The organism is Aeromonas sp. 603079 (assembly GCF_049172135.1).
Classification (GTDB): Bacteria; Pseudomonadota; Gammaproteobacteria; order Enterobacterales; family Aeromonadaceae; genus Aeromonas; species Aeromonas veronii.
Window position 1 is genome coordinate 91,811 of the sequence record NZ_JAAKPX010000006.1, and the last position, 22,125, is coordinate 113,935.

The following is a 22,125-nucleotide window of genomic DNA, read 5'->3' on the forward strand; positions in this document are numbered from 1 at the left end:
CTGTTTACTTGATCTGGGCCAGCGCCTGCTCGAAAGAGGCGGCATCGTTGGCGTGAATACCTTCCACGCGCTTGTCGATGCGCTTGGCGAGCCCGGTCAACACTTTGCCCGGTCCCATCTCGATCTCGAGGGTAACCCCATCATTGGCCATCCGCTCGACAGTCTCGGTCCAACGAACCGGGCTGAACAGTTGACGTACCAGCGCTTGCTTGATGGCGGCCGGATCCTGTTCACAGGATACGTCGACATTATTGATGACCGCGATGGTTGGAACCTTGATCTCGATCCCGTCCAGCGCAGCTGCCAGTTTTTCTGCGGCAGGTTTCATCAGCGCGCAGTGAGACGGCACGGAGACCGGCAGCGGCAGCGCACGCTTGGCGCCCGACTCTTTCATCAGCACGTTGGCGCGCTCAACGGCTTCTTTGTGACCGGCGATAACCACCTGGCCCGGGGAGTTGAAGTTGACCGGAGAGACGACCTGCCCTTGTGCCGCTTTTTCGCAGTTGGCTGCGATGGATTCGTTATCCAGACCGATGATAGCAGCCATGGCGCCGGTGCCTTCCGGTACCGCTTCCTGCATGGCCAGACCACGCAACTCGACCAGTTTGACCGCATCGGCAAAATCGAGTGCGCCGCTGCAAACCAGCGCGGAGTACTCACCCAGGCTGTGACCCGCCATCATGGCAGGAGTTGCCCCACCCAGCTGTTGCCACAGGCGCCACAGAGCGACAGAGGCAGTCAGCAGTGCAGGCTGGGTGCGCCAGGTTTTGTTCAGATCTTCAACCGGACCATCCATCACCATGGCAAACAGGTCATAACCCAGCACCTGACTCGCCTCGGCGAAGGTCTCCTTGATCACGGCATGTTGTTCGGCCAGCTCGGCCAGCATGCCTACGGACTGGGAACCTTGTCCCGGGAAGGCAATGGCAAATTGGGTCATCATTGATTCCTTTTAGATAAGACAAAAATGAAATCGGTGACGGGATGATAGGCGCACCATCCCGCCGAAGATCAGAGGCGAACCAGCGCCGAGCCCCAGGCGAAACCGCCACCAAAGGCTTCCAGCAGTACCAGCTGACCCGGTTTGATCCGGCCATCCCGCACCCCTTCGTCGAAGGCGACCGGAACGGAAGCAGCAGAGGTATTGCCGTGCTTGTCGAGGGTCAGCACCACTTTATCGAGGCTCATACCCAGCTTCTTGGCGGTGGCACTGATGATGCGGAAGTTGGCTTGATGCGGTACCAGCCAGTCCAGCTCGCTCGGCTCGATGCCAGCTGCGGCCAGCGTTTCGGTGACGATCTCGCTCAAACGGGTGACCGCGACCTTGAAGACATCGTTGCCCTTCATATACATGTAGGCTTCGAGCTCAGCACCCGGCATGCCGCGACGGGGATGAGGCAGCTTGAGCAGCTCACCATAACGGCCATCGGCATGGAGATGGGTAGAGAGAATGCCCGGCGTCTCGCTGGCACCGACAATCACAGCCCCTGCCCCATCACCAAACAGGATGATGGTGCCGCGATCTTGCGGATCGCACATGCGGGAGAGCACATCGGCCCCGACGACCAGCACATGGCGGGCGGCGCCGGATTTGACGAACTGATCGGCAATGGAGAGTGCGTAGGTGAAACCGGCACAGGCCGCTGCCACGTCAAAGGCAGGAATGCCCGGTACGCCGAGCAGCCCCTGCAGCTCGCAGGCGGCAGCCGGGAAGGCATTTTCAGCACTGGTGGTGGCCAGCACTATCATATCGAGATCGGCAGCGGTCAAACCGGCTGCATCCAGGGCGCGCAGAGCGGCCTGGTAAGAGAGGGTGGCAACGGTCTCGTCAGCCCCGGCAATACGGCGCTCACGGATACCGGTACGTTCCACGATCCACTCATCACTGGTCTCAACCATCTGCTCGAGATCGGCGTTGGTACGCACTGAACTCGGCAGGTAGCTGCCAGTACCCAGAATTTTGCTATGCATAGAGTTCTTATAGATCCCTGTCAGAGAAGACAGCTTCAAGGCGATCTGCTATTTGCAGTGGAAGTTGATGTTTGGCCTCTTGTGCGGCCAGCAGGATCGCATTACACAGAGCGCGCCGTTCGGCCCGCCCATGACTTTTTACCACAATGCCGCGCAATCCTAACAGACTTGCTCCGTTATACTGGTCGGGGTTCAGGTAAGAAAAACGCCGTTTGAACATAAATCCGGCGATCCGGCCAAGAAAAGTGCGTTTCTTGCGGGGATATCCGGCCAGCTGGGCCATCATCCGCACCACCCCTTCTGCCGTCTTGAGGGCGACATTGCCGACAAAACCGTCGCAGACGATCACATCGCTGTCGCCGCTGAAGATGCGATCCCCTTCGACGAACCCGACATAATTGAGCGCTTGGCACTGACGCAACAATTCGGCGCTGTGGCGCACCAGATCGTTGCCCTTGATCTCCTCCTCGCCGATGTTGAGCAAGGCAACACGGGGGGATGCAATGCCTTCTACCTTTTCGGCCACGACGGAGCCCATCACCGCAAACTGCAGCAAGGTATCCGCATCGCAACTGACGTTGGCGCCTAGATCCAGCATCACGGTGCGTTTGCCGCTCAATGTCGGCAGCGCCTTGATAAGTGCCGGCCGATCGACCCCGGGCAGGGATTTGAGCACGCACTTGGCCATCGCCATCAACGCACCGGTATTGCCGGCACTGACGCAGGCATCGGCCTCACCGGCTTTCACCAGATTGAGTACCACCCGCATGGAGGAGTCTTTCAGAGTACGCAGCGCCACGATCGGTTTATCGCCCATGCCAACCACTTGGGATGCATGTACGAAACGGACTCGGGGATGATTCAGCAAACCATGTTGCTGCAGCAGAGAGGAGGTCTGGTGCTGGTCGCCGACCAGGATCAGTTTTAACTGGGGTAAAAGAGACAGTGCCTGCACGGCGGCAGGCACTGTTTCCGAGGGGCCAATATCTCCCCCCATGATGTCTAGCGCGACAGTTTGCGTAGACAAAGGCAATCCTTAAGCGATTACCTTTTTACCGCGGTAGAAACCATCGGCAGTCACGTGGTGACGACGATGAATTTCGCCACTGGTCTGATCAACAGTCAGGGCAGCGGTGGTCAGCGCATCGTGGGAACGACGCATGCCACGCTTGGCACGGGTTTTACGGTTCTGTTGTACGGCCATTGTAGGCTAACTCCTAAATTCACTTACGTTTAAGCTCTTCAAGAACTGCAAAGGGATTCGGCCGCTCATCAGCAGGTTCGATTTCACCCCAAGTCATCTCCATGTTTCCTCTCGGGCATGCATCCAGAGAATGCATAGCGACTTGAGGCAACGAGAGGATGAGTTCATCCTCCAGGATTTGATGAAGATCTATCTCGCCGTTTTCGTCCAACTCAATGGGCTCATAAGCTTCCGGCAGTTCTTCCTCGTTTGTTCTTTCGAACAGCGGAGTGTAGATAAATTCAGCTTCACAGAGGTGTTCGAATGTCTCTCCGCAACGTTGGCAAACCAGGTCAACCTTGGCATGGGCAGTGCCTTTCATAACGGTCAACTTCTGGACATCTTTGCCAAAGTGCAGTGATACCTCGATATCACTCTGCAAGCCAGCGGTTGATTCCTCCAGCCTGGGCATCTGCGACTTTTCCACTATCCCGATGTAATCGAGCAGCTTCAAGGCACTACGGACTGGATCAACCTTAACGGGCAACTTCACCTTTTGCATAGGGCGCGAATAATATAGGTCCAACAACTGATAGTCAAAGGAAAAAGTCCTTACCGCCGATGATTTTAACGTCACAAGTCCCTAGAATGCCGGTACTCGCTTTCATCGGTAACTCGATTATGCCACAGAATCTGATCCTCGCCTCAACTTCTCGCTATCGCAAAGCCCTGCTGGAGAAGCTCGGACTCCCCTTTGAATGTGCCGCGCCCGATGTGGATGAGCAACCACTGGCTGGCGAATCCGCCGAGGCGCTGGTGGCCAGACTGGCTCGTGCCAAGGCTGATGCCATCGCCGGGCAACGTGATCACGGCTTGATCATCGGATCTGATCAGGTGTGTGTCTGCGATAATCACATCCTCGGCAAACCGGGCACTATAGACAATGCCATCGCCCAGCTGATGGCGGCCCAGGGGCGCTGCGTCACCTTTTACACCGGGCTGTGCGTACTTAACGCTGCAACCGGGGAGGCTCATCAGTTGGTGGAACCTTTCACCGTCCATTTTCGCAACCTCGATGAAGCCGCCATTCGCCGCTATGTAGAGGCAGAATTGCCCCTAGATTGTGCGGGCAGCTTCAAATGTGAAGGGATGGGGATCGTGCTGTTCAAGGGGCTGGAGGGGCGCGATCCTAACGCCTTGATCGGTCTACCACTGATCGGCCTGATCGAGCTGCTGGAGCGCCACGGTATTGCCCTGCCCTGATCGCGGACGAATAGATAAGCTAGATCGAGCATATAAAAAGCCCGGTCAATAGACCGGGCTTCTGTTATCAATCAGATCGACGTCTCTTAAAGAGAGGCGTCTATAACAGCCCGCGAAGAGCCGCCATAGAATCCACCACCGCCACTGGCCCGTGACGACTGAGGGCATCGCGGCTATCCACCCCCCAGGTGACACCAATACGCAGCATGGCGATCGCCTCGGCCATCGCCATATCGTGAACAGAGTCGCCGATCATTACCGCCTGCCGGGGTGACAGCCCCAGCTCGTCCAGGATCTGCTCAAGCATCAGCGGATCAGGCTTGGAGCGGGCCTCATCGGCCCCTCGGCTAGCCACAAACAACGGGCGTAGCCCGGTTTCATCCAATACCCGATCCAGCCCGCGGCGTGATTTCCCGGTCGCGACGGCCAGTTGCAGCCCTCGTGACCGCCAGTCATGCAGCAACTCCCCTGCCCCGGCAAACAACGGGCTGGGGGTGGCATCGTGCAGATAGTGATGACGATAGCGATCGATGAGTGCGGCAATCTGGCGCTCACCGCTGGTGGCGCCACTGCCACTGCATAAGGGGAACAGACGGGACGTGGCGACATCGAGGCTCAATCCGATGATCTGCCGGATCTGGGCTGGTGCAGGTACCGCCAGCTCACAATCTCTGGCGGCCCCTTGCACACAGGCAACAATCCGGCCTACCGAATCCATCAGGGTGCCGTCCCAATCGAAAATGGCGAGCCGGATATCCTGCATCAACGTGGCAAGCCGTTGAGGAAGTTGTCGAGCTCAGGTGCCAGCGGCGCTTCTACCTGCATTTCGCGACCATCGGCCGGATGGGTGAAGCTGAGCTTCCAGGCATGCAAAAAGAGCCGTTTCAGACCTTGGCTGCGCATTTTATCGTCAAACGCCGCTTCACCGTACTTATCGTCACAGGCGATCGGGTGACCGGCATGCAGGGTGTGCACGCGGATCTGGTGGGTACGGCCAGTGATGGGGCTGCACTCGACCAGAGTCGCTTCGGCAAATTGACGCACGATACGGAACCGGGTTTCGGAGGGCTTGCCATCGGCACTGACCCGCACTACCCGTTCACCGGATTGCAGATCGTTTTTGCGCAGCGGCGCATTGACCACCTTGACGTGAGCCTGCCACTTGCCGCGTACCAGTGCCAGATACTGCTTGCGCATGGTCTTGACCCGCAACTGTTCATGCAGGCTGCGCAGGGCGCTGCGCTTCTTGGCAACCAGCAATACCCCAGAGGTGTCACGATCCAGTCGATGAACCAGTTCGAGGAAGCGGGCTTCCGGACGCAGTGCGCGTAGCCCTTCAATCACACCAAAGCTGAGGCCGCTGCCACCGTGTACGGCCATGCCGGAGGGCTTGTTCAACACGATCATGGCATCGTCTTCGAACAGGATCTGGCTCTCCAGACGCTGGATAACCCCGAGGTTGGCTGAAGGCAGCTCATTCTTCTCGGCAACGCGCACGGGGGGTACCCGTACCTCGTCACCTGCGCAGAGTTTGTACTCCGGTTTGATGCGCTTTTTGTTTACTCGCACTTCGCCTTTACGAAGGATGCGATAGATCAGGCTCTTGGGGACGCCCTTTAGCTGAGTCTTGAGAAAATTGTCGATGCGCTGCCCGTCATGCTCAGCTTCGATGGTGAGCAGCTGCACTTGTTGTTGTATCTGTGTCATGGCGCGGATTTTAACACTGCCCGCGCCCCTTGGCTGCATGGTTTGTTGAAAAATGGCGCCTTGCTATAAAAGAGGTTTAAATGGGATAATAAACAAGGTTTTGTCATTGTGTTCAAGCCTTGTACTAAGTGGCCAAAAAGTATGCCACCCAATCCCGAAACACCGTGTATACAAGAACATGACGGTTCCCGGGTGCGAGGTACAACGCATGGAGAACACAAACATCACCGTTTATTTGTCTCCATTTCGGCATCCTTATTCATTCCTTCTCGAGAAGTGATGACCAGAACGCCCTTAGTTTGCGCCTCATGCATACCCCAACCGGGAGGTTGCCCCAGTATGCTGAAGACCCGAGGCCGGCGCTGGCAGGACCCAGATGGAGGAAATCAAAATGACACAATAATGAGAACTCAATGAAAAGAATGCTTATCAACGCAACTCAAGAAGAGGAGTTGCGCGTAGCGCTGGTTGACGGACAACAGCTCTACGATTTGGATATTGAAAGTCCGGGACACGAGCAGAAGAAAGCGAACATTTACAAGGGTAAGATCACCCGCGTAGAACCCAGCCTTGAAGCTGCTTTTGTCGACTACGGCGCCGAGCGCCACGGTTTCCTGCCGTTGAAGGAGATCGCCCGCAATTACTTCCCCTCCGGTTACTCCTATCAGGGTCGTCCCAACATCAAAGAAGTGGTCCGCGAAGGTCAGGAAGTTATCGTCCAGATCGACAAGGAAGAGCGAGGCACCAAGGGTGCAGCCCTCACCACCTTTATCAGCCTGGCAGGTAGCTACCTGGTACTGATGCCCAACAACCCCCGTGCCGGTGGTATCTCCCGCCGCATCGAGGGTGATGAGCGGACTGAACTGAAAGAAGCCCTGAGTGGATTGACCGTGCCGGAAGGCATGGGGCTAATCGTGCGTACCGCTGGTGTGGGCAAGTCTCCGGAAGAGTTGGAATGGGATTTGAACGTTCTGCTCAACCACTGGGACTCCATCCACAAGGCCTCTCAGGAGCGCGCTGCGCCGGTGCTGATCCACCAGGAAAGCAACGTCATCGTGCGTGCCATCCGTGACTACCTGCGTCGCGATGTGGGCGAGATTTTGATCGACAATCCGGTGATTTTCGAACGCGCCAAGGCCCATATCGAGCTGGTACGTCCCGATTTCCTCAACCGCGTGAAGCTGTACAAGGGTGAAGTTGCCCTGTTCAACCACTTCCAGATTGAGAGCCAGATCGAATCAGCCTTCCAGCGTGAAGTGCGCCTCCCTTCCGGTGGCAGCATCGTTATCGATCCGACCGAAGCGCTGACCTCCATCGATATCAACTCCTCCCGCGCCACCAAGGGCGGCGATATCGAAGAGACTGCGCTGCAAACCAACCTGGAAGCGGCCGACGAAATTGCCCGTCAATTGCGTCTGCGCGACCTGGGTGGCCTGATCGTAATCGACTTCATCGACATGACCCCGGTTCGCCATCAGCGCGAAGTAGAAAACCGTCTGCGTGAAGCGGTTCATCAGGATCGCGCCCGCATCCAGCTGGGCCGGATCTCCCGTTTCGGTCTGCTGGAGATGTCTCGCCAGCGTCTGCGCCCTTCCCTCAACGAGTCCAGCAGCCACATCTGCCCCCGTTGCCAGGGTCAGGGCGTGATCCGTGACAACGAATCCCTCGCCCTGTCCATCCTGCGTCTCATCGAAGAAGAGGCCATGAAGGACAATACCGAGCAGGTTCACGGCCAGGTGCCGGTGGATGTTGCCGCCTATCTGCTTAACGAGAAGCGTGCCGCCATCGCCAGTCTGGAACAGCGCAATGATGTGCGTGTTTACATCATTCCGAACCAGCATCTGGAAACCCCGCACTACGAAGTGACTCGCATTCGTCAGAACGAGATCCCGGAAGCGGCCAGCTACGAGCTGAAAACCGAGATTGCCAAGCCGGTCTACCAACCGAAGCAAGCTCAGGTGATCGAGCGTGAGCAACCGCTACTGCAAGGCTTTGCCCAACCGGCACAACCGGCCCCTGTTGCACCGCAACAGCCGGCGGCTCCCGTTGCTGCGGCCCCTGCCGAAGCCGGCTTCTTCAGCAAGCTGATCAAAGGCATTACCGGCCTGTTCAGCAGCGATGCTGCCCCTGCCGACGTGAAAGCGCCCGCCGAGAAACCTGCTGCTCGTGAAGCACGCAAAGAAGAGGGTCAACGTCACCAGCGCGAAGAAGGCCGTGGCCGTGGTCAGCGTCCTCGTCGTGATGACAATCGTGGCAACCGCAACAATGCGGAAGCTGGCGAGAAGCGTGAAGGTGGCAACCGCGAAGCCGGTGAAAACCGCAATCGCCGTCCCCGCAAAGAGCGCGAGCCTCGTCAGGAGCGTGAAGCCCGTGGTGAGGTGCGTAGCGAACAGCGCATGGAACGTGAACCCCGTCAGGAGCGCGAACCTCGCGAGCCGCGCCAGGAACGTGCGCCACGTCCAGCCCGTGAACCTCGTGCTCCCCGTGAGCCGCGCGCCGAAGTCGTTGTTGAAGCGGTAGACGGCGTTGATGCAACTGCCGTCCAGCCACGTCAGGAGAAAGAGCAGAAAGTGGCCGAGCGCCGCGAACGTCGCCAACTGCGCAAGCAGATCCGCGTCGATGTCGCCGCTGCTGACACCCCTGCCCTGCCGATTGACGAAGTACCAGCGCAAGCTGAAGTGATCGATGCCACCGTGGGTAACGAGCAGGAAGAGCAGAGTGAAGGCCAGCGCCGTTCACGCCGCACTCCGCGCAGCCAGCGTATCGAAGGTCAGCGCCGCAAGCGCATCAACGAAGATGTCCGCAGCCAGCGTGACGAAGAACAGCAAGATACCACCACTCTGACCACCGCAGCCCAGGCAGATATTGCCAAAGCGCAGGTTGAAGAGCCGGTAGTGCCTGTTGTTACCATCCCGAGCGCTGAAGCCGTCGCTGCTGCTCTGCAAGCCTCTGCGGCACTGACCGAGCATGTGGTTGTCGAAGCCGTTGCTGAAGAAGCGGCCGAGCAGGCTGCTGCCCAGGTCGAAGCAACTCAAGCCGATGTGGCTGCCAGCCCGGTTGTTGCAGCTGTCGCTGAGGTCGTGGTTGCAGCAGAGCCGGAAGTTGCCGTTGTCGACGCTCCGGCTGTCGACGTGGCTGCCGCAACCGTGGTTGAAACCGCTCCGGTTGTTGAAGAAGCCCCTGCAGTCAACACTCCTGTCGTGGAAGCTGTACCTGTTGCAGTCGAAATGCCAGCTGCTGTTGTCGAAGCCCTGACTCCTGTCGCTGCCGTTGCGGTGGAAGAGACTCCGGCCGTCACCAAACAGGTAGCTCACGGAGCTGGCCTGCTGGCTCGTGCCCGCAAAGCATCCGCGCCGATGGCAACCCCCGCCGAAGCCCCTGCCCTGCCTGCTCGTGAGCCGGTTAACTACCCGCCGCTGGTACGCAACGAAGTGAGCACATCAGGTCGTCACGGTGGCAGCACTGCCGCCGTCAACGTGGCCACCTGCCCGGCCGGCCGCCCCTGATATCCACCGGTAACGACTAAATCGAGAGCCACACCATTGTGTGGCTCTTTTTTTATCTTCATGACATAGATTGCTCGAGCTTCATCGATAAGGAGTTTGGATGAGGAACCTAATGCAAATATCCTCTTGAACACCCGACTCCGGTCAGTAATACCTCGGATATGGACAAACAAATCCGCTACCGATACGCCGCATGGCATTGACCAAGCCACAGACTGGCTCATGACTCCCTCCTCTGTTTGAACCGGGAGCTTGGCGACAGCAAACTGTGTCTGTGTCGTAAAGGTTTGCTAAACCGGCTCAAGATTTTCATTCTATCTTCCGACTCGTTAAAAATGATATTCGATTTCTAGTCTGTTGGCATATAACAGCAAAGCATCGCTCAGTGCATACACAATACAAACAGGGATTAATCGGCATTACTGCGCGACGAGGAAACCCTAGACTGGGCTGCACCAGTAGCGGTACTCGGCCAATATCCGAAACAGCCTGTCCCGCCCGACCTTGAACTAGGCATCATCCTGACCCTGAAGCAGATAATGCAGCTTGCTAGTGCCGACCTGCAGTTGTCGCAGCCGAACCTGACGCACAAATCGCACCACCTGCAGCCCCTGAGCTTAGATGTCCGTCCGCAACCCGATTGCGCTTGTAGAAAGCCTGCCGGCTTATTCCCAGAAACAGGCAAGCCCTGACAATGGTCAGTCTCTCGACCTGCCGCTGCGAGAGGACTTATCGGGTCGCTTTTTTACGATGGAAACGCCTAGTCGTTCTTCAGCACATCGACGACTTGGGCCTTCAGGCTTATCAGCGCCAGCTGCTCGAGCTCTTTGATACATTGTTGGTGCGTCTGTTTGTCGGGGTCAGGCATGGTGATGCTATTGCCGGCGGGTACAGATACCTCAGGCTCCAATCTTGCCAACCATGTTTACGCAAACCACACCAGAATGGTCGAATTGCCCTGAATGCCATATCGGGCTTGTGCTTGCAGGCAGCTGAGCTCGCCTTTTTCAATCTGTTCGACCAACGCCAGTTTAAACGTCAGCGAGTCATCGCGCGGTGTCCGTTTCACACCTTATCCCATAGGACTGTTCATTTATTGGGGGGAAAGGTGTAAACCATATTCAGGAGAGGACAGGAAACACAAAAAAGGGCCCGCAGGCCCTTTATCGAATATGGTATTGGCATTTAGCCAAACAGATGGTGGCTGACGATGAACAGGCCACCGGAGAGCAACATGGTCAGCGGCAGGGTCAGCACCCAGGCCATCAGAATGGTCTTGATGGTCTGGCTCTGCAGGCCGGATTTGTTGGCTACCATGGTACCCGCCACCGCAGAAGAGAGGATGTGGGTGGTGGACACCGGCATACCGGTCAGACTGGCAACCCCGATGGAGGTAGCAGCAGTGATCTGGGCCGCAATGCCTTGGCTGTAGGTCATGCCGGTGGTGCCGATCTTCTCGCCCACGGTATGGACGATACGACGCCAGCCCACCATGGTGCCGCAACCCAGCGCCAGCGCGATGGAGACGATCACCCAGGTCGGTGCGTATTCAGCGGTCGCGGTCAGATCCTTGCGCCATTTGGCCAGATCGGTCAGCTCCTTGGCTGGCAGCGGCAGCTTGGCAGCCTTGCGGGCGGTGTCATCAATACAGAGCAGCAGACGACGCACTTCGCGGCGGTCAGTCAGGCTCATCTGATCATAAGTACGCACGGCACCCAGACGGGCATCCAGGGTGGCCATCGCCTGCAGCACGCCATCGGCGGAGCAGTGGGTCATCAGCTCTTCCTGAGCCGTTGCCGGTGCAGAGAAGTTGATGACACCAGAGAGGGCGGACTGGTTGCGCTGGTAGATCTCCATGATGCGCTGGTTGGCATCCTGGGTCCGATCCAGGTCATAAGAGCGGCTGTTCATGTCCAGCGCGAAATAGGCGGGCGCCATACAGATCAGCACCAGCATCACCAGACCGATGCCCTTCTGGCCATCGTTGGAGCCGTGAACGAAGCTGACGCCCATGGCCGAGGCCACCAGGGTCAGACGCGCCCAAAACGGCGGGTGCTTCTTGCCATCGACCAGCTGGCGCTCTTCCGGCGTTTTGTGGATCTTGTTGCTGGTCCAGATGCGCTTCATCGCCAGCAGCAGCAGTGCCGCGATGATGAAGCCGATGGTGGGAGAAATGATGAGGGAAAGCATGATGTCGATCGCTTTGCCCACGTTGATCCCTTCTGTCACCGGTTTATGGGTGATCCAGGCATAGGCGCCGCCTACCCCCAGAATGGAACCGATCAAGGTATGTGAACTGGAGGCCGGGATCCCGAAGAACCAGGTGCCCAGGTTCCACACGATGGCGGAAAACAGCAAGGAGAAGACCATGATCAACCCTTGGGTGGAGTCCATCCCAAGCAGCAAGTCGATGGGCAGCAGATGGACAATGGCATAGGCCACACCCAGACCGCCGAACATGACGCCAAAAAAGTTGAAGATCCCCGATGCAACGACCGCCAGGTGAGCTGGCATCGCCTTGGTATAGATAACCGTTGCTACCGCGTTGGCGGTATCGTGAAAGCCGTTGATAAATTCATAGGCAAGCACAAAAAAAACGGCCAATACCAAACCGATTGACCACCACAAACCCAAACCACTAAACATTTCAAACATAAAAAAAAGCCTGTTTATGAGTTGCGGCGGATTATGCCAGATGGCGGCCAACACCATAGCCACCATTGAAATATTTCAGCCATAAAAAAAAAGAGCTTTTTGGAAAAAAATATCCTAGAGCCAGTCATCATGCGGCTTGCCATCGATTAATTAAAGCCACCAATGATTGCGGGAAAGGGCAAAAATAGCTGACAATTAAGCCAATAATTTCATTTTTATGACGTTTTTATGACAGAAAAACGAGCGAAAGTGGTGATAAAACGTCCCTGCCCCACTAATCTCATCCGACCAGCACCATCAACCCCATATCCGTTTGATTCCAGATGCAAAAAGGGAGCACCTTGTGCTCCCTTGAATCGTTGCTATGCGGCCTGTCATCAGTCCTGATTGATACGGCTGGCAACGGCGCCCTGCTGGCTCTTGTACTTGGCATTTTCCCGCTTGTTGTAGGGACGGGCCGCGACACCGGAGAGCATCTCGAAGTTTAAGGCGCCGATCTTCATCTTCGGGCGCAGCGCCAGCGGCAGTTTGCCGCCGTTGTAGAACTCCAGCACGATGCGACCGGACCAACCCGGATCGATGCGGTGCGCGGTCACGTGCACCATCAGACCCAGGCGCGCCAATGAAGAACGGCCATCCAGCCAGCCGACGATATCGGCAGGCAAGGTGACGGATTCGTAGGTCACCGCCAGCGCCAGCTGACCCGGGTGAAGGTAGAAGGCTTCACCATCGGGGATGTGGATCTCGTCACTCATCACCCGATCGATGGCATCGGCCATCTCGCTGCTCGGGCCGCTCAGGTCGATATAGGGCGCGGTATGATCGCGAAACACCCGAAACTCGTTACCCAGCAGCACATCGACACTGACACCACTGATCCGCTCTACCCCGGGCCGTGGCTCAATGACGATCTTGCCTTCATCCAGATGGCGTTCAATATCGGTATCACACAGACGCATTGGGCGACTCTCCTGACAAAATGTGCTTTTAAAAAAGCCGGGCATCACCCGGCTTGTTTCATCTTAACCAATCAACATGTGGCGAATACGCGCCTTGAGCATGTCGATGGCGATGCGGTTCTTGCCACCACGGGGCACGATCACATCGGCATACTGTTTGGACGGCTCGATAAACTGCAGGAACATCGGACGCACCGTCTTCTGATACTGCTTGAGCACGGAGTCCATGGTACGGCCACGTTCCTGCACATCACGCACCAGACGGCGCAGCAGGCAGATGTCGAGCGGGGTGTCCATGAAGATGGAGGCATCCATCAGATCACGCAGACGGCTGTCGGTCAGCAGCAGGATCCCTTCCAGAATGATCACCCGGCGCGGCGCAAACGGGGTCACTTCGCTCATCCGGGTGTGTTCGGTGTAGGAGTACTGGGGAATGGCTACCGCGTCACCTTTGACCAGCTGGCTCAGGTGCTGTACCAGCAAGTCGTGATCCAAGGCATTGGGGTGGTCATAGTTGGTCTTGACCCGCTCTTCCATGGTCAGGTGGGTCTGATCACGGTAGTAGCAATCTTCGGTGATCACACCAATCTGACCTGCGCCCAGTTCGGCCACCAGCTCTTCATAAATGGTCTGGGCTATAAGACTTTTGCCAGACGCAGATGCGCCCGCAATACCGATGATCACACACGAATGTTGAGTATCAGACATGACAAATACCTAAAAGAGAAGAGCAGTGGGGATGGTTTAAACCGATCCATTATATAAAAAAGGGTGGGTCATGCCCACCCTCAATTCCCTTTCAAGTGACCGACCGCCGATTATTCATCCAGCGCCATGGCATAGAGGGGGGTCGCAATCGGTTTTGCGCTGAAAAAGAGTTCAGCCCCTACCCTGCGCGCCAGCTTCAAATAGGCCTGAGCCAGGCTTCCTTCCGGTGCGCCGAACACCGTCGGACAGCCATCATCCATGTGTTGGCGGATATCGATGTGCAGCGGTAATTGACCAAGCAGTGCCACTTGATACTGCTCTGCCATCTTCTGGCCGCCACCGGTACCAAACAGCGGCTCATGATGACCACAGGCGCTGCAGACGTGGTAGCTCATGTTCTCGATAATACCGAGCACTGGCACATTGACCTTGTTGAACATGGCGATCCCCTTGCGGGCATCGGCCAGCGCCACATCTTGCGGGGTTGTGACAATCACCGCCGCCGACGTCGGCACCTGCTGGGCCATGGTGAGCTGGATATCGCCAGTGCCCGGCGGCATGTCTACCACCAAATAATCCACCTCGCCCCAGCGGGTCTCATGGAGGATCTGCGCCAGCGCCTTGCTCGCCATCGGGCCACGCCAGATGGTGGCATCCTGCTCGGAGACCAGATAGCCGATGCTGTTGCTCTTGAGGCCGCAGGCCATCACCGGCTCCATCAGCTTGCCGTCATGGCTGACCGGGCGCTCCTTGAGGGTGCCCATCATGGTGGGAATGGAAGGGCCATAGATATCGGCATCGAGAATAGCGACCCGCGCCCCCTCTTTTTGCAGCGCCAGTGCCAGATTGACTGCGGTGGTGGACTTGCCTACCCCGCCCTTGCCGGAAGCAACCACGATGATGTTGCGAATGCCCTGCACGGCATTGAGGCCCTGCGCCCGCGGCATGCTGGCGACGTCAATCTCCAGTGCCCAGTCGATACGGGCAGCGCCGGTGGCACTACGCAGCCTGGCATCGTAGTTCTCTTTGAGCTGATCGAGCAGCGAGAGACCGGCAAACGGCAAGACCAGCCGGATAGTAAGCCCCTGACCCTGATTGATGATCTCGCGAACGAATCCGGCATCCACCAGATCCTTGTGCCAGCCTGCTGGCTTAAATTCGGCGAGGATCTGTTTTACTGAATCAATCACCATTAACTCCTCATTATCTTGTCATTATCTTGAGGTGAACGGTTACCGCACACAAATCAGTGGTTTGCCTGCCATCGTAACAGCAGGTGCTGCCAAGGTTGGCATAGCCACAACCCTAGGCAGGCTACCCCCAATTCGGGTAACATGCACGGCACTCTATCATCCCAACAAGCACATCAAGAACGTAATATGGCAACTGATCCTCGTAAAATGCTGGTAACCTGCGCCCTCCCCTATGCCAATGGCTCCATCCATCTTGGCCACATGCTGGAACATATCCAGGCCGATATCTGGGTTCGTTATCAGCGAATGCGCGGTCATCAGGTGCACTTCATCTGTGCCGATGATGCCCACGGCACCCCGATCATGCTCAAGGCACAGCAGATGGGGATCACCCCGGAAGAGATGATTGCCGCTGTCTCCAAGGAGCACCAGGCCGATTTCGCCGGGTTCAACATCAGCTTTGACAACTATCACTCCACCCACAGCGACGAAAACCGTGAGCTGGCGGAGTTGATCTACGGCCGCCTGAAAAATGGTGGCTTTATCAAGAGCCGCACCATCTCCCAGCTGTTCGATCCGGAAAAATCCATGTTCCTGCCGGACCGTTTCGTCAAGGGGACCTGCCCCAAGTGCAAGTCTCCGGAGCAGTATGGCGACAACTGTGACAGCTGCGGCGCCACCTACAGCCCGACCGAGCTGATCGATCCGAAATCTGCCGTCTCCGGCGCCACTCCGGTAATGAAGGACTCCGAGCACTTCTTCTTCGACCTGCCGCAGTTTGAAAAATGGCTCTCTGAGTGGGTACGTGGCTCCGGCGCCATTCAGGAAGAGATGGCCAACAAGATGCAGGAGTGGTTCGAAAGCGGCTTGCAGCAGTGGGACATCACCCGTGACGCCCCCTACTTCGGTTTCGAAATTCCGGGCGCCCCGGGCAAGTATTTCTACGTCTGGCTGGATGCCCCCATCGGTTACATGGCCTCTTTCAAGAACCTGTGCAACAAGCGCGGCGACATCGACTTTGACAGCTACTGGAAAGCGGACTCCGACGCCGAGCTCTACCACTTCATCGGCAAGGATATCGCCTACTTCCACTGCCTGTTCTGGCCGTCCATGCTGGAAGGTGCCAACTTCCGCAAGCCGACCAAGGTCAACGTGCATGGTTATGTGACCGTCAACGGCGCCAAGATGTCCAAATCCAAGGGTACCTTTATCAAGGCATCTACCTACCTGAACCACCTGGATCCGGAGTGCCTGCGTTACTACTACGCCGCCAAGCTCAACAGCCGCATCGACGATCTGGACCTGAACCTCGAAGATTTCGTGCAGCGCGTCAACGCCGACGTGGTCAACAAGCTGGTCAACCTTGCCTCCCGCAACGCCGGCTTTATCGCCAAGCGTTTTGGCGGCAAGCTGGCGGCAACCTGCGCCGAACCCGAGCTCTACGCCGAGTTTGCCAATGCCCGTACCGCCATTGCCGAAGCGTATGAGAGCCGCGAGTTCAGCCGCGCCATCCGTGAAATCATGGCGCTGGCCGACAAGGCCAACCGCTATGTGGATGACAAGGCTCCCTGGGTCATCGCCAAGCAGGAAGGGGCTGACGCCGAGTTGCAAGCGGTTTGCTCTGTTGGCATCAACCTGTTCCGCGTGCTGATGGCCTACCTCAAGCCCGTCATGCCGCTCCTGGCCGAACGTGCCGAAGCCTTCCTGGCCGAAACCCTCAGCTGGGATGGCATCGAGATGCCGCTGGTCGATCACACCGTTGCCCCGTTCAAGGCCCTCTTCTCCCGCATCGAGCCGGCGAAGATTGAAGCCATGATCGAGGCATCCAAGGAAGACCTGGCCAAAGAGCAGGCACCGAAAGTGACCGGTCCGCTGGCTGATGACCCCATCAGCGAAACCATCACCTATGACGACTTTGCCAAGATTGACCTGCGCGTAGCGCTGATCAAGAAGGCCGAAGCGGTACCGGAAGCCGAGAAGCTACTCAAGCTGCAACTGGATATCGGCGGCGAAACCCGTCAGGTGTTTGCCGGTATCAAGTCCGCCTACAACCCGGAAGATCTGGAAGGCAAGCTGACCGTGATGGTGGCCAACCTGGCGCCGCGCAAGATGCGTTTCGGCATGTCCGAAGGCATGGTGCTGGCCGCAGGCCCGGGCGGCAAGGATCTCTGGATCCTGGAGCCGCAGGAAGGCGCCCAGCCGGGCATGCGCGTCAAGTAAGCGTATTGCTGACTGCGACCACAACCAGATAGAGAAGAGAGGCCAAACGGCCTCTCTTTTTTGTCTCACCTGTTTGGCTTGGATAGTTTTTGTAGATGCTGGTCGCGGATGACTTTCGTAGATTGCGGCCTCGAGGCTATCCAGCGCTTGACTTGGTGGACGATACATTTTGTTCTGAATACCTGACCACCCGACTTGGCATGTCATTCATGTTGTGGCCTGCCAGCATCGCCAGTTTGAGCGCCACCAGCTCCGCCTGCTGGCAGTCCAGTTGACACAAACGGGCGGTGATCTTCCCCTTCAACTGCTGCCGCAGTTTCGTCTGCTTGCAGGTGTTCCCCTGCTCTGTTCGCAACCTCCGCCGCCATTGACGCCAATCCTGCAACTGGCCGAGTCGCTCCTGCCAGTGAGTCAAAGTGCTCAACCAGCCGGGATCTCCACTCCCCAGATCCAGCAACAGTTCCACGCCATAACGGGCCTGCTTGATCTCGAGGCGCAGCCGATGCCAGCGGCGCAACTGTTGCTGACGGGAGCTGGCAGATTTCCCAACGCAGGGAATAGGTTCATCGTGAGCGCTCTGCGCCTCATCAAGGCGCAGGGCCAGATGCTGCTGATAGAGGAACGCCAATGCCCACGCATCCTGCACCTGCGCCACCGCCGCAAGCCAGCGGGCCAGTCGCCGCGACAACAGGGGTACGCGACAGGCCGATTTGTGAGTATTGCCCGTGCTGGCAGGCGGCTTGCCAAAACGCTCGGCGTAAACCTGAGCATCCCGCAGCGCCGAAAGCCGCCCGACCGAGCGCAGCAGACGCCGCTCCAGCTCGGGATGATAGGTGAGTGGCCGCCACAGGGCGAGCAGCGCCAGCAAGCGGCGCGCTGCGATACGGTAGCCATGCACGGCCGGTTCACTGGCCTCTTCGCGCACCGTCCGCGCCGCCTCCTGATAACGGGCGACCCAGCTTGTTGCCTGAGTCAGCAACAGACCTTCCTTGTCAGCGTCCATCTCGTCTCCGCCCCTTCAGTTGGTGTGAAAGCCCTGACCGGTGGGCGGCAGCGCCTCTTCATACTCCATCCGGGTCACCCTGGCGGTGCGCGGGCCATGTTCCAGCCAGCCCAGCATCATCTGTACCCCCTGCGTCGGCCCGCTGATGAGGATCTCCACCGACCCATCCTCCAGGTTGTAGGCATGGCCGCGCAGCCCCAGCTGCAAGGCACGCTCACGGGTGAAGTAGCGAAATCCGACCCCTTGCACCTGCCCCCACACCCGAATGACAAACGATTGCTCTCCCATTTCTCACACCTTCTGCTTAAGAAAAAAATTCCCGAGACGATAATGTGCCCGACACTCTATCTCTGCAGGATGCAGCTCCATTATGAAAGAAGTTAAATTCCGGTGGGTTGACCGCTATCTCATTCACCTCACCATCAGTGAAAAATTCCATATCGCGTTCTGGTTACCTCTCTTCATCATCGCCTTCCTCAGCTGGTACATGCTGGCGGCCAGCCATCAGCAGGAGATCTCCCTGCGGGTAGCGCAGTTGCAACAACGGGTCGAAACCACGGCGCAGCTGGTCAGCCAGCAGCCCACTCTGGTGTTGCCTGCTGATCTGCGCCTCACCCGGCAAGGCAGCAGCGGGTTGCAGCAGCAAGGAGATCACTACCTCTTTAGCGCGCCAGCGGGTCAGGCGGGCTACGTCACCGGTGATCTCGATACCGGCAACCTCTCCATGTGGGAGGGGCAGGGCTCGACCCTGCTCCTGATCGGCGCGCTGGCCGCCCTGATGGCGCTGGTGATCCACTACATGATGACCTTTGTCTCCGGTGCGCTTTACTCCACCAACAAGGCATTGCAAACCGTGGCGGACGGGGATCTCACCTTCCGCCTCAACTTCTTCCCGGTGCGCGACGAGTTCTCCACCTTGGCGGGCAGCATCGACCGCTTTACCGACCGCCAGCACCAGATCGTCAAACTGGTGGAGGAGTCTGCCGAAGCGCTGACCATGGCCGCCGACGAGTTTCGTGATCATGCCCGCGAAGGCGAGACCATGGCGCGTTCCCAGCGCCAGCACATGGATTCACTGGCCACTGCCATGGAGCAGATGTCGGCGGCGATCCGCGAAGTGGCGCGCAATGCCAACGACACCCTGCAGCAGACCCGCCAGTCGAGCGAAGAGGCGGCCAATGGCGCCAACCGGGTAGCCCGCACCATCGAAGCGATCCGCACCCTGGCCGACGAAATTGGCAACGCCTCCGGCGCGGTCGAGCGGCTCACCCACAACGCCAACCGGATCAACGAGGTGGTCAACGTCATCAACGCCATCTCCCAGCAGACCAACTTGTTGGCCCTCAACGCCGCTATCGAAGCGGCCCGTGCCGGTGAGCAGGGTCGCGGCTTTGCGGTGGTAGCTGATGAGGTGCGTACCCTCGCCAGTCGTACCCAGCAGGCGACGGTGGAGATCCAGCAGATGATCGAAGAGCTGCAGACCGGTACCGGGGCGCTGAACGAGATCATGGAGAAAACCGTGGGGCGCGCCGCCAGCAGCCAGCAGCTCATCAGCGAGGTGGGGCTCGATATCGAAAAGCTCAGCAACCACAGCGATGCGGTACTGGAGATGAGTACCCAGATCGCCACCTCCAGCGAAGAGCAGAGCTCGGTCGCCACCGAGATCACCCACAATCTGGATCAAGTGCGCCATGAAGCGGCGCAGGTGGAGGAGTCTGCCAGCGCCTCGGTGGCTGGCACGCAAGGGCTGAAAGCCACCGCCAGCGAACTGACCCAAGCACTCAAGGGGATCACTCTCTGACGCTGCCGAATAGCATCCGGCAACAAGAAGCAATAAGAAAAGAGGCCACCCATTGGGTGGCCTCTTTGTCTTTATGGATAGTGACCATGAATGATAGCGACCAATTGCTATGCTGGCTGGCAGTCCCGCTCAGGATTGCAGCAAACTCAGGGCCGCATTGGGGCGACTGTTTGCCTGACTCAAAATCGAAGCTCTCGCCTGCTGCAAGATTTGGGTGCTGACCAAGCGCGCCGATTCCACAGCCATGTCGGCATCCCGGATCCTTGAGCGGGCAGCGCTGAGGTTCTCATTGGCATTGGCCAGATTGCGTACCCGTGAATCCAGCGCATTGGCTTGGGCACCGAGCCGAGCGCGCTGAACACCCAGCTGTTTCATACCCACATCCAGGGTTTTGATGGCCCTGCTGGCGTTGTCTTCACTAAGAACATCAATATTATCAACGGTATATTTCTTCTTGTCCTCTTGATAAAAGCCAAACGCATGCAAGCTGGATCCCTGCATATCAATATTGGAATACTTGTCGCCTGATGAGCGCAGCTCCATCTGACCGATATACGTCGTCGATGTAACATCGGGTAACAGAGAGCTCAGAGAGGAACTACTGATCACCGGAAGCGCCGGTGGTGCTGGCTGCGGAGGGGGGGTTGTGCCATTCGCCAGCGCAAGGCTGTTGCCCTGAGCGCTATGCATGGTCAACACATTGCTGGCGGGATTGCTGTTGTTGGAGGCACTCACATAAAAACCTAGACCTGCCGATTGCGCAGTACTGTTGATGCGTTGAACCACGGTTGCCATGATGGCACTATTTTTTGCTGTCGGATTGACCGGATCCCATCCGGTCATATCAATGCCTGTGGTCAAATCCACAGAGTGACCCGCCACATCGATATAGGAGGGTAATGCGGATAAATCGACCGCGGAGGCGACAGAAAATGGCAGTTGTTGCGCTTGTACCGGCCCCTGATTATTGGGAAAGGTGGTGCCATTAATATCTGCGACGAACGCTTCCAGGGTTGAATAGTCCTTGTCAAAAGTGACGCCATTAAGGGTGATAGGCTGAGATGAAAGCTTGAGATCAGCAATGTCATACGCCCCTGGCTTGCTTCCTGCCGGACTGCGCGCTTGCCACTCCATCTCCCCCAGATTTTTGGTCTGGGCATTGAGATCGGTAATGACGGTATTCTGCCCTGCATAGGCACCAACCGAGAAGATGCCTTTGTAACTCCCCGCCAGCAAATCCTGCCCGGCAAACCGGGTGCCTGTGGCAATCCGGTCCATCTCCAACTGCAATTGCTTGAATTCGGCATTAAGAGCAACACGATCCTCTGCCGTATTGGCACCGCTTCCCGACTGCAGCGCCAGGGTGCGCATCCGCTGCATCAGGTTCATCGACTCATCAAGCGCACCATCAGCCACGTTGATCACCGAGATCCCATCGTTGGCGTTGCGAATAGCGGTGTTGACCCCGTTCACTTCACTGGTGAGGCGATTACTGATCTGCAAGCCGGCTGCATCATCGGTGGCACTGTTGATGCGCAAGCCGGATGAGAGTCGTCGATATACCGAATCCAGCGTGTTGGATGATTGACCAAGATGGCGAGAAGCATTAACGGCAGAAATATTGGTAGCGATGGAGAGGGACATGGACAGCTCGATACAGGAAAGATTCAAAATGGTCTTCCCCACTATCGACATCATCAAATGACTCTTTAGCGAAAATCACTATAAAGTAAGGTTAAAACGCTTTGCTGACTACATTTTGCGCACATGACAACCAGTATTGAACGCAAAACAAGCATAACCAGCTGTGGTATATAAGATAAGCAGCGTGAAACGCCAACATTGAGATTCTGCAAATCTTGCATATGCAACACTCGGGCGTTCTCCAGTTGTACAATTCGTCACTCTGCCATATACCAGCAAAGGCTGGCTTAGCCGCACTATTGCACATAGAAT

The 22,125-nt window shown here is 57.4% G+C and carries 18 protein-coding genes and 1 pseudogene; 4 read left to right on the top strand and 15 right to left on the bottom strand.

Annotated features, from left to right (window positions below; genetic code table 11):
• Positions 1 to 4 precede the first annotated feature (4 nt).
• The 5 genes from fabD to yceD form a co-directional block, all read right to left on the bottom strand.
• Entirely contained in the window at positions 5 to 940 is a 936-nt protein-coding gene (fabD, locus tag G5287_RS05845) for an ACP S-malonyltransferase (protein ID WP_421231043.1), read from the bottom strand.
• 71 nt (positions 941 to 1,011) lie between these two features.
• Entirely contained in the window at positions 1,012 to 1,971 is a 960-nt protein-coding gene (locus G5287_RS05850) for a beta-ketoacyl-ACP synthase III (RefSeq protein ID WP_040065495.1), read from the bottom strand.
• A gap of 7 nt (positions 1,972 to 1,978) precedes the next feature.
• Complete coding sequence (gene plsX / locus G5287_RS05855) at positions 1,979 to 2,998, bottom strand: phosphate acyltransferase PlsX (RefSeq protein WP_100653778.1); 1,020 nt, start codon at positions 2,996 to 2,998, stop codon at positions 1,979 to 1,981.
• 9 nt (positions 2,999 to 3,007) lie between these two features.
• A complete protein-coding gene (gene rpmF, locus G5287_RS05860) occupies positions 3,008 to 3,175 on the bottom strand; it encodes a 50S ribosomal protein L32 (protein ID WP_005300935.1) in 168 nt (55 codons plus the stop codon).
• A gap of 19 nt (positions 3,176 to 3,194) precedes the next feature.
• Complete coding sequence (yceD, locus tag G5287_RS05865; RefSeq protein ID WP_005345553.1) at positions 3,195 to 3,716, bottom strand: 23S rRNA accumulation protein YceD; 522 nt, start codon at positions 3,714 to 3,716, stop codon at positions 3,195 to 3,197.
• A 119-nt stretch (positions 3,717 to 3,835) separates the two neighbouring features.
• Here yceD and G5287_RS05870 point away from each other — a divergent pair, with 119 nt between their 5' ends.
• Positions 3,836 to 4,417, top strand: coding sequence for a Maf family protein (locus tag G5287_RS05870; protein WP_227342950.1), 582 nt, complete (start codon positions 3,836 to 3,838; stop codon positions 4,415 to 4,417).
• A gap of 100 nt (positions 4,418 to 4,517) precedes the next feature.
• Here G5287_RS05870 and G5287_RS05875 read toward each other — a convergent pair whose 3' ends face one another.
• Together G5287_RS05875 and rluC are read right to left on the bottom strand one after the other, a co-directional pair.
• Positions 4,518 to 5,180 carry an HAD-IA family hydrolase gene (locus G5287_RS05875; protein ID WP_421231044.1) on the bottom strand — a complete coding sequence of 221 codons (663 nt, stop codon included), beginning with the start codon at positions 5,178 to 5,180 and terminating at the stop codon, positions 4,518 to 4,520.
• Positions 5,180 to 6,124: a 23S rRNA pseudouridine(955/2504/2580) synthase RluC gene (gene rluC, locus G5287_RS05880; protein ID WP_227342952.1), complete on the bottom strand. Its 945-nt coding sequence runs from the start codon at positions 6,122 to 6,124 to the stop codon at positions 5,180 to 5,182. The genes G5287_RS05875 and rluC overlap by 1 nt, the downstream gene beginning before the upstream one ends.
• Before the next feature lie 413 nt (positions 6,125 to 6,537).
• Between rluC and rne the strand changes: the two genes are divergently transcribed.
• The gene (rne, locus tag G5287_RS05885; RefSeq protein ID WP_421231006.1) at positions 6,538 to 9,630 is read left to right on the top strand and encodes a ribonuclease E; all 3,093 of its coding nucleotides are present in this window, start codon (positions 6,538 to 6,540) and stop codon (positions 9,628 to 9,630) included.
• Positions 9,631 to 10,076: 446 nt separating this feature from the next.
• Here rne and G5287_RS05890 read toward each other — a convergent pair.
• From G5287_RS05890 to apbC, 5 genes and pseudogenes are all read right to left on the bottom strand, one after another.
• Positions 10,077 to 10,699: pseudogene (locus tag G5287_RS05890) on the bottom strand (IS3 family transposase); the annotation flags it as partial.
• 116 nt (positions 10,700 to 10,815) lie between these two features.
• Positions 10,816 to 12,285: an inorganic phosphate transporter gene (locus G5287_RS05895; protein ID WP_181224080.1), complete on the bottom strand. Its 1,470-nt coding sequence runs from the start codon at positions 12,283 to 12,285 to the stop codon at positions 10,816 to 10,818.
• A 377-nt stretch (positions 12,286 to 12,662) separates the two neighbouring features.
• Positions 12,663 to 13,244: a dCTP deaminase gene (gene dcd, locus G5287_RS05900; protein WP_005336719.1), complete on the bottom strand. Its 582-nt coding sequence runs from the start codon at positions 13,242 to 13,244 to the stop codon at positions 12,663 to 12,665.
• A gap of 63 nt (positions 13,245 to 13,307) precedes the next feature.
• Entirely contained in the window at positions 13,308 to 13,952 is a 645-nt protein-coding gene (gene udk / locus G5287_RS05905) for a uridine kinase (RefSeq protein ID WP_005345570.1), read from the bottom strand.
• Between the two features lie 110 nt (positions 13,953 to 14,062).
• The gene (gene apbC / locus G5287_RS05910; RefSeq protein ID WP_005345574.1) at positions 14,063 to 15,145 is read right to left on the bottom strand and encodes an iron-sulfur cluster carrier protein ApbC; all 1,083 of its coding nucleotides are present in this window, start codon (positions 15,143 to 15,145) and stop codon (positions 14,063 to 14,065) included.
• 186 nt (positions 15,146 to 15,331) lie between these two features.
• Here apbC and metG point away from each other — a divergent pair, with 186 nt between their 5' ends.
• Positions 15,332 to 17,365 carry a methionine--tRNA ligase gene (gene metG, locus G5287_RS05915; protein WP_026034905.1) on the top strand — a complete coding sequence of 678 codons (2,034 nt, stop codon included), beginning with the start codon at positions 15,332 to 15,334 and terminating at the stop codon, positions 17,363 to 17,365.
• Between the two features lie 136 nt (positions 17,366 to 17,501).
• Here the strand turns inward: metG and G5287_RS05920 are convergent, their stop codons facing one another.
• Entirely contained in the window at positions 17,502 to 18,368 is an 867-nt protein-coding gene (locus tag G5287_RS05920) for a CHAD domain-containing protein (protein WP_421231007.1), read from the bottom strand.
• A gap of 15 nt (positions 18,369 to 18,383) precedes the next feature.
• Complete coding sequence (locus G5287_RS05925; protein WP_194496408.1) at positions 18,384 to 18,656, bottom strand: acylphosphatase; 273 nt, start codon at positions 18,654 to 18,656, stop codon at positions 18,384 to 18,386.
• An 82-nt stretch (positions 18,657 to 18,738) separates the two neighbouring features.
• Between G5287_RS05925 and G5287_RS05930 the strand changes: the two genes are divergently transcribed.
• Positions 18,739 to 20,169 carry a methyl-accepting chemotaxis protein gene (locus G5287_RS05930; protein ID WP_421231008.1) on the top strand — a complete coding sequence of 477 codons (1,431 nt, stop codon included), beginning with the start codon at positions 18,739 to 18,741 and terminating at the stop codon, positions 20,167 to 20,169.
• A 129-nt stretch (positions 20,170 to 20,298) separates the two neighbouring features.
• Here the strand turns inward: G5287_RS05930 and G5287_RS05935 are convergent, their stop codons facing one another.
• The gene (locus G5287_RS05935) at positions 20,299 to 21,867 is read right to left on the bottom strand and encodes a flagellin (protein WP_421231009.1); all 1,569 of its coding nucleotides are present in this window, start codon (positions 21,865 to 21,867) and stop codon (positions 20,299 to 20,301) included.
• Between the last annotated feature and the right edge of the window lie 258 nt (positions 21,868 to 22,125).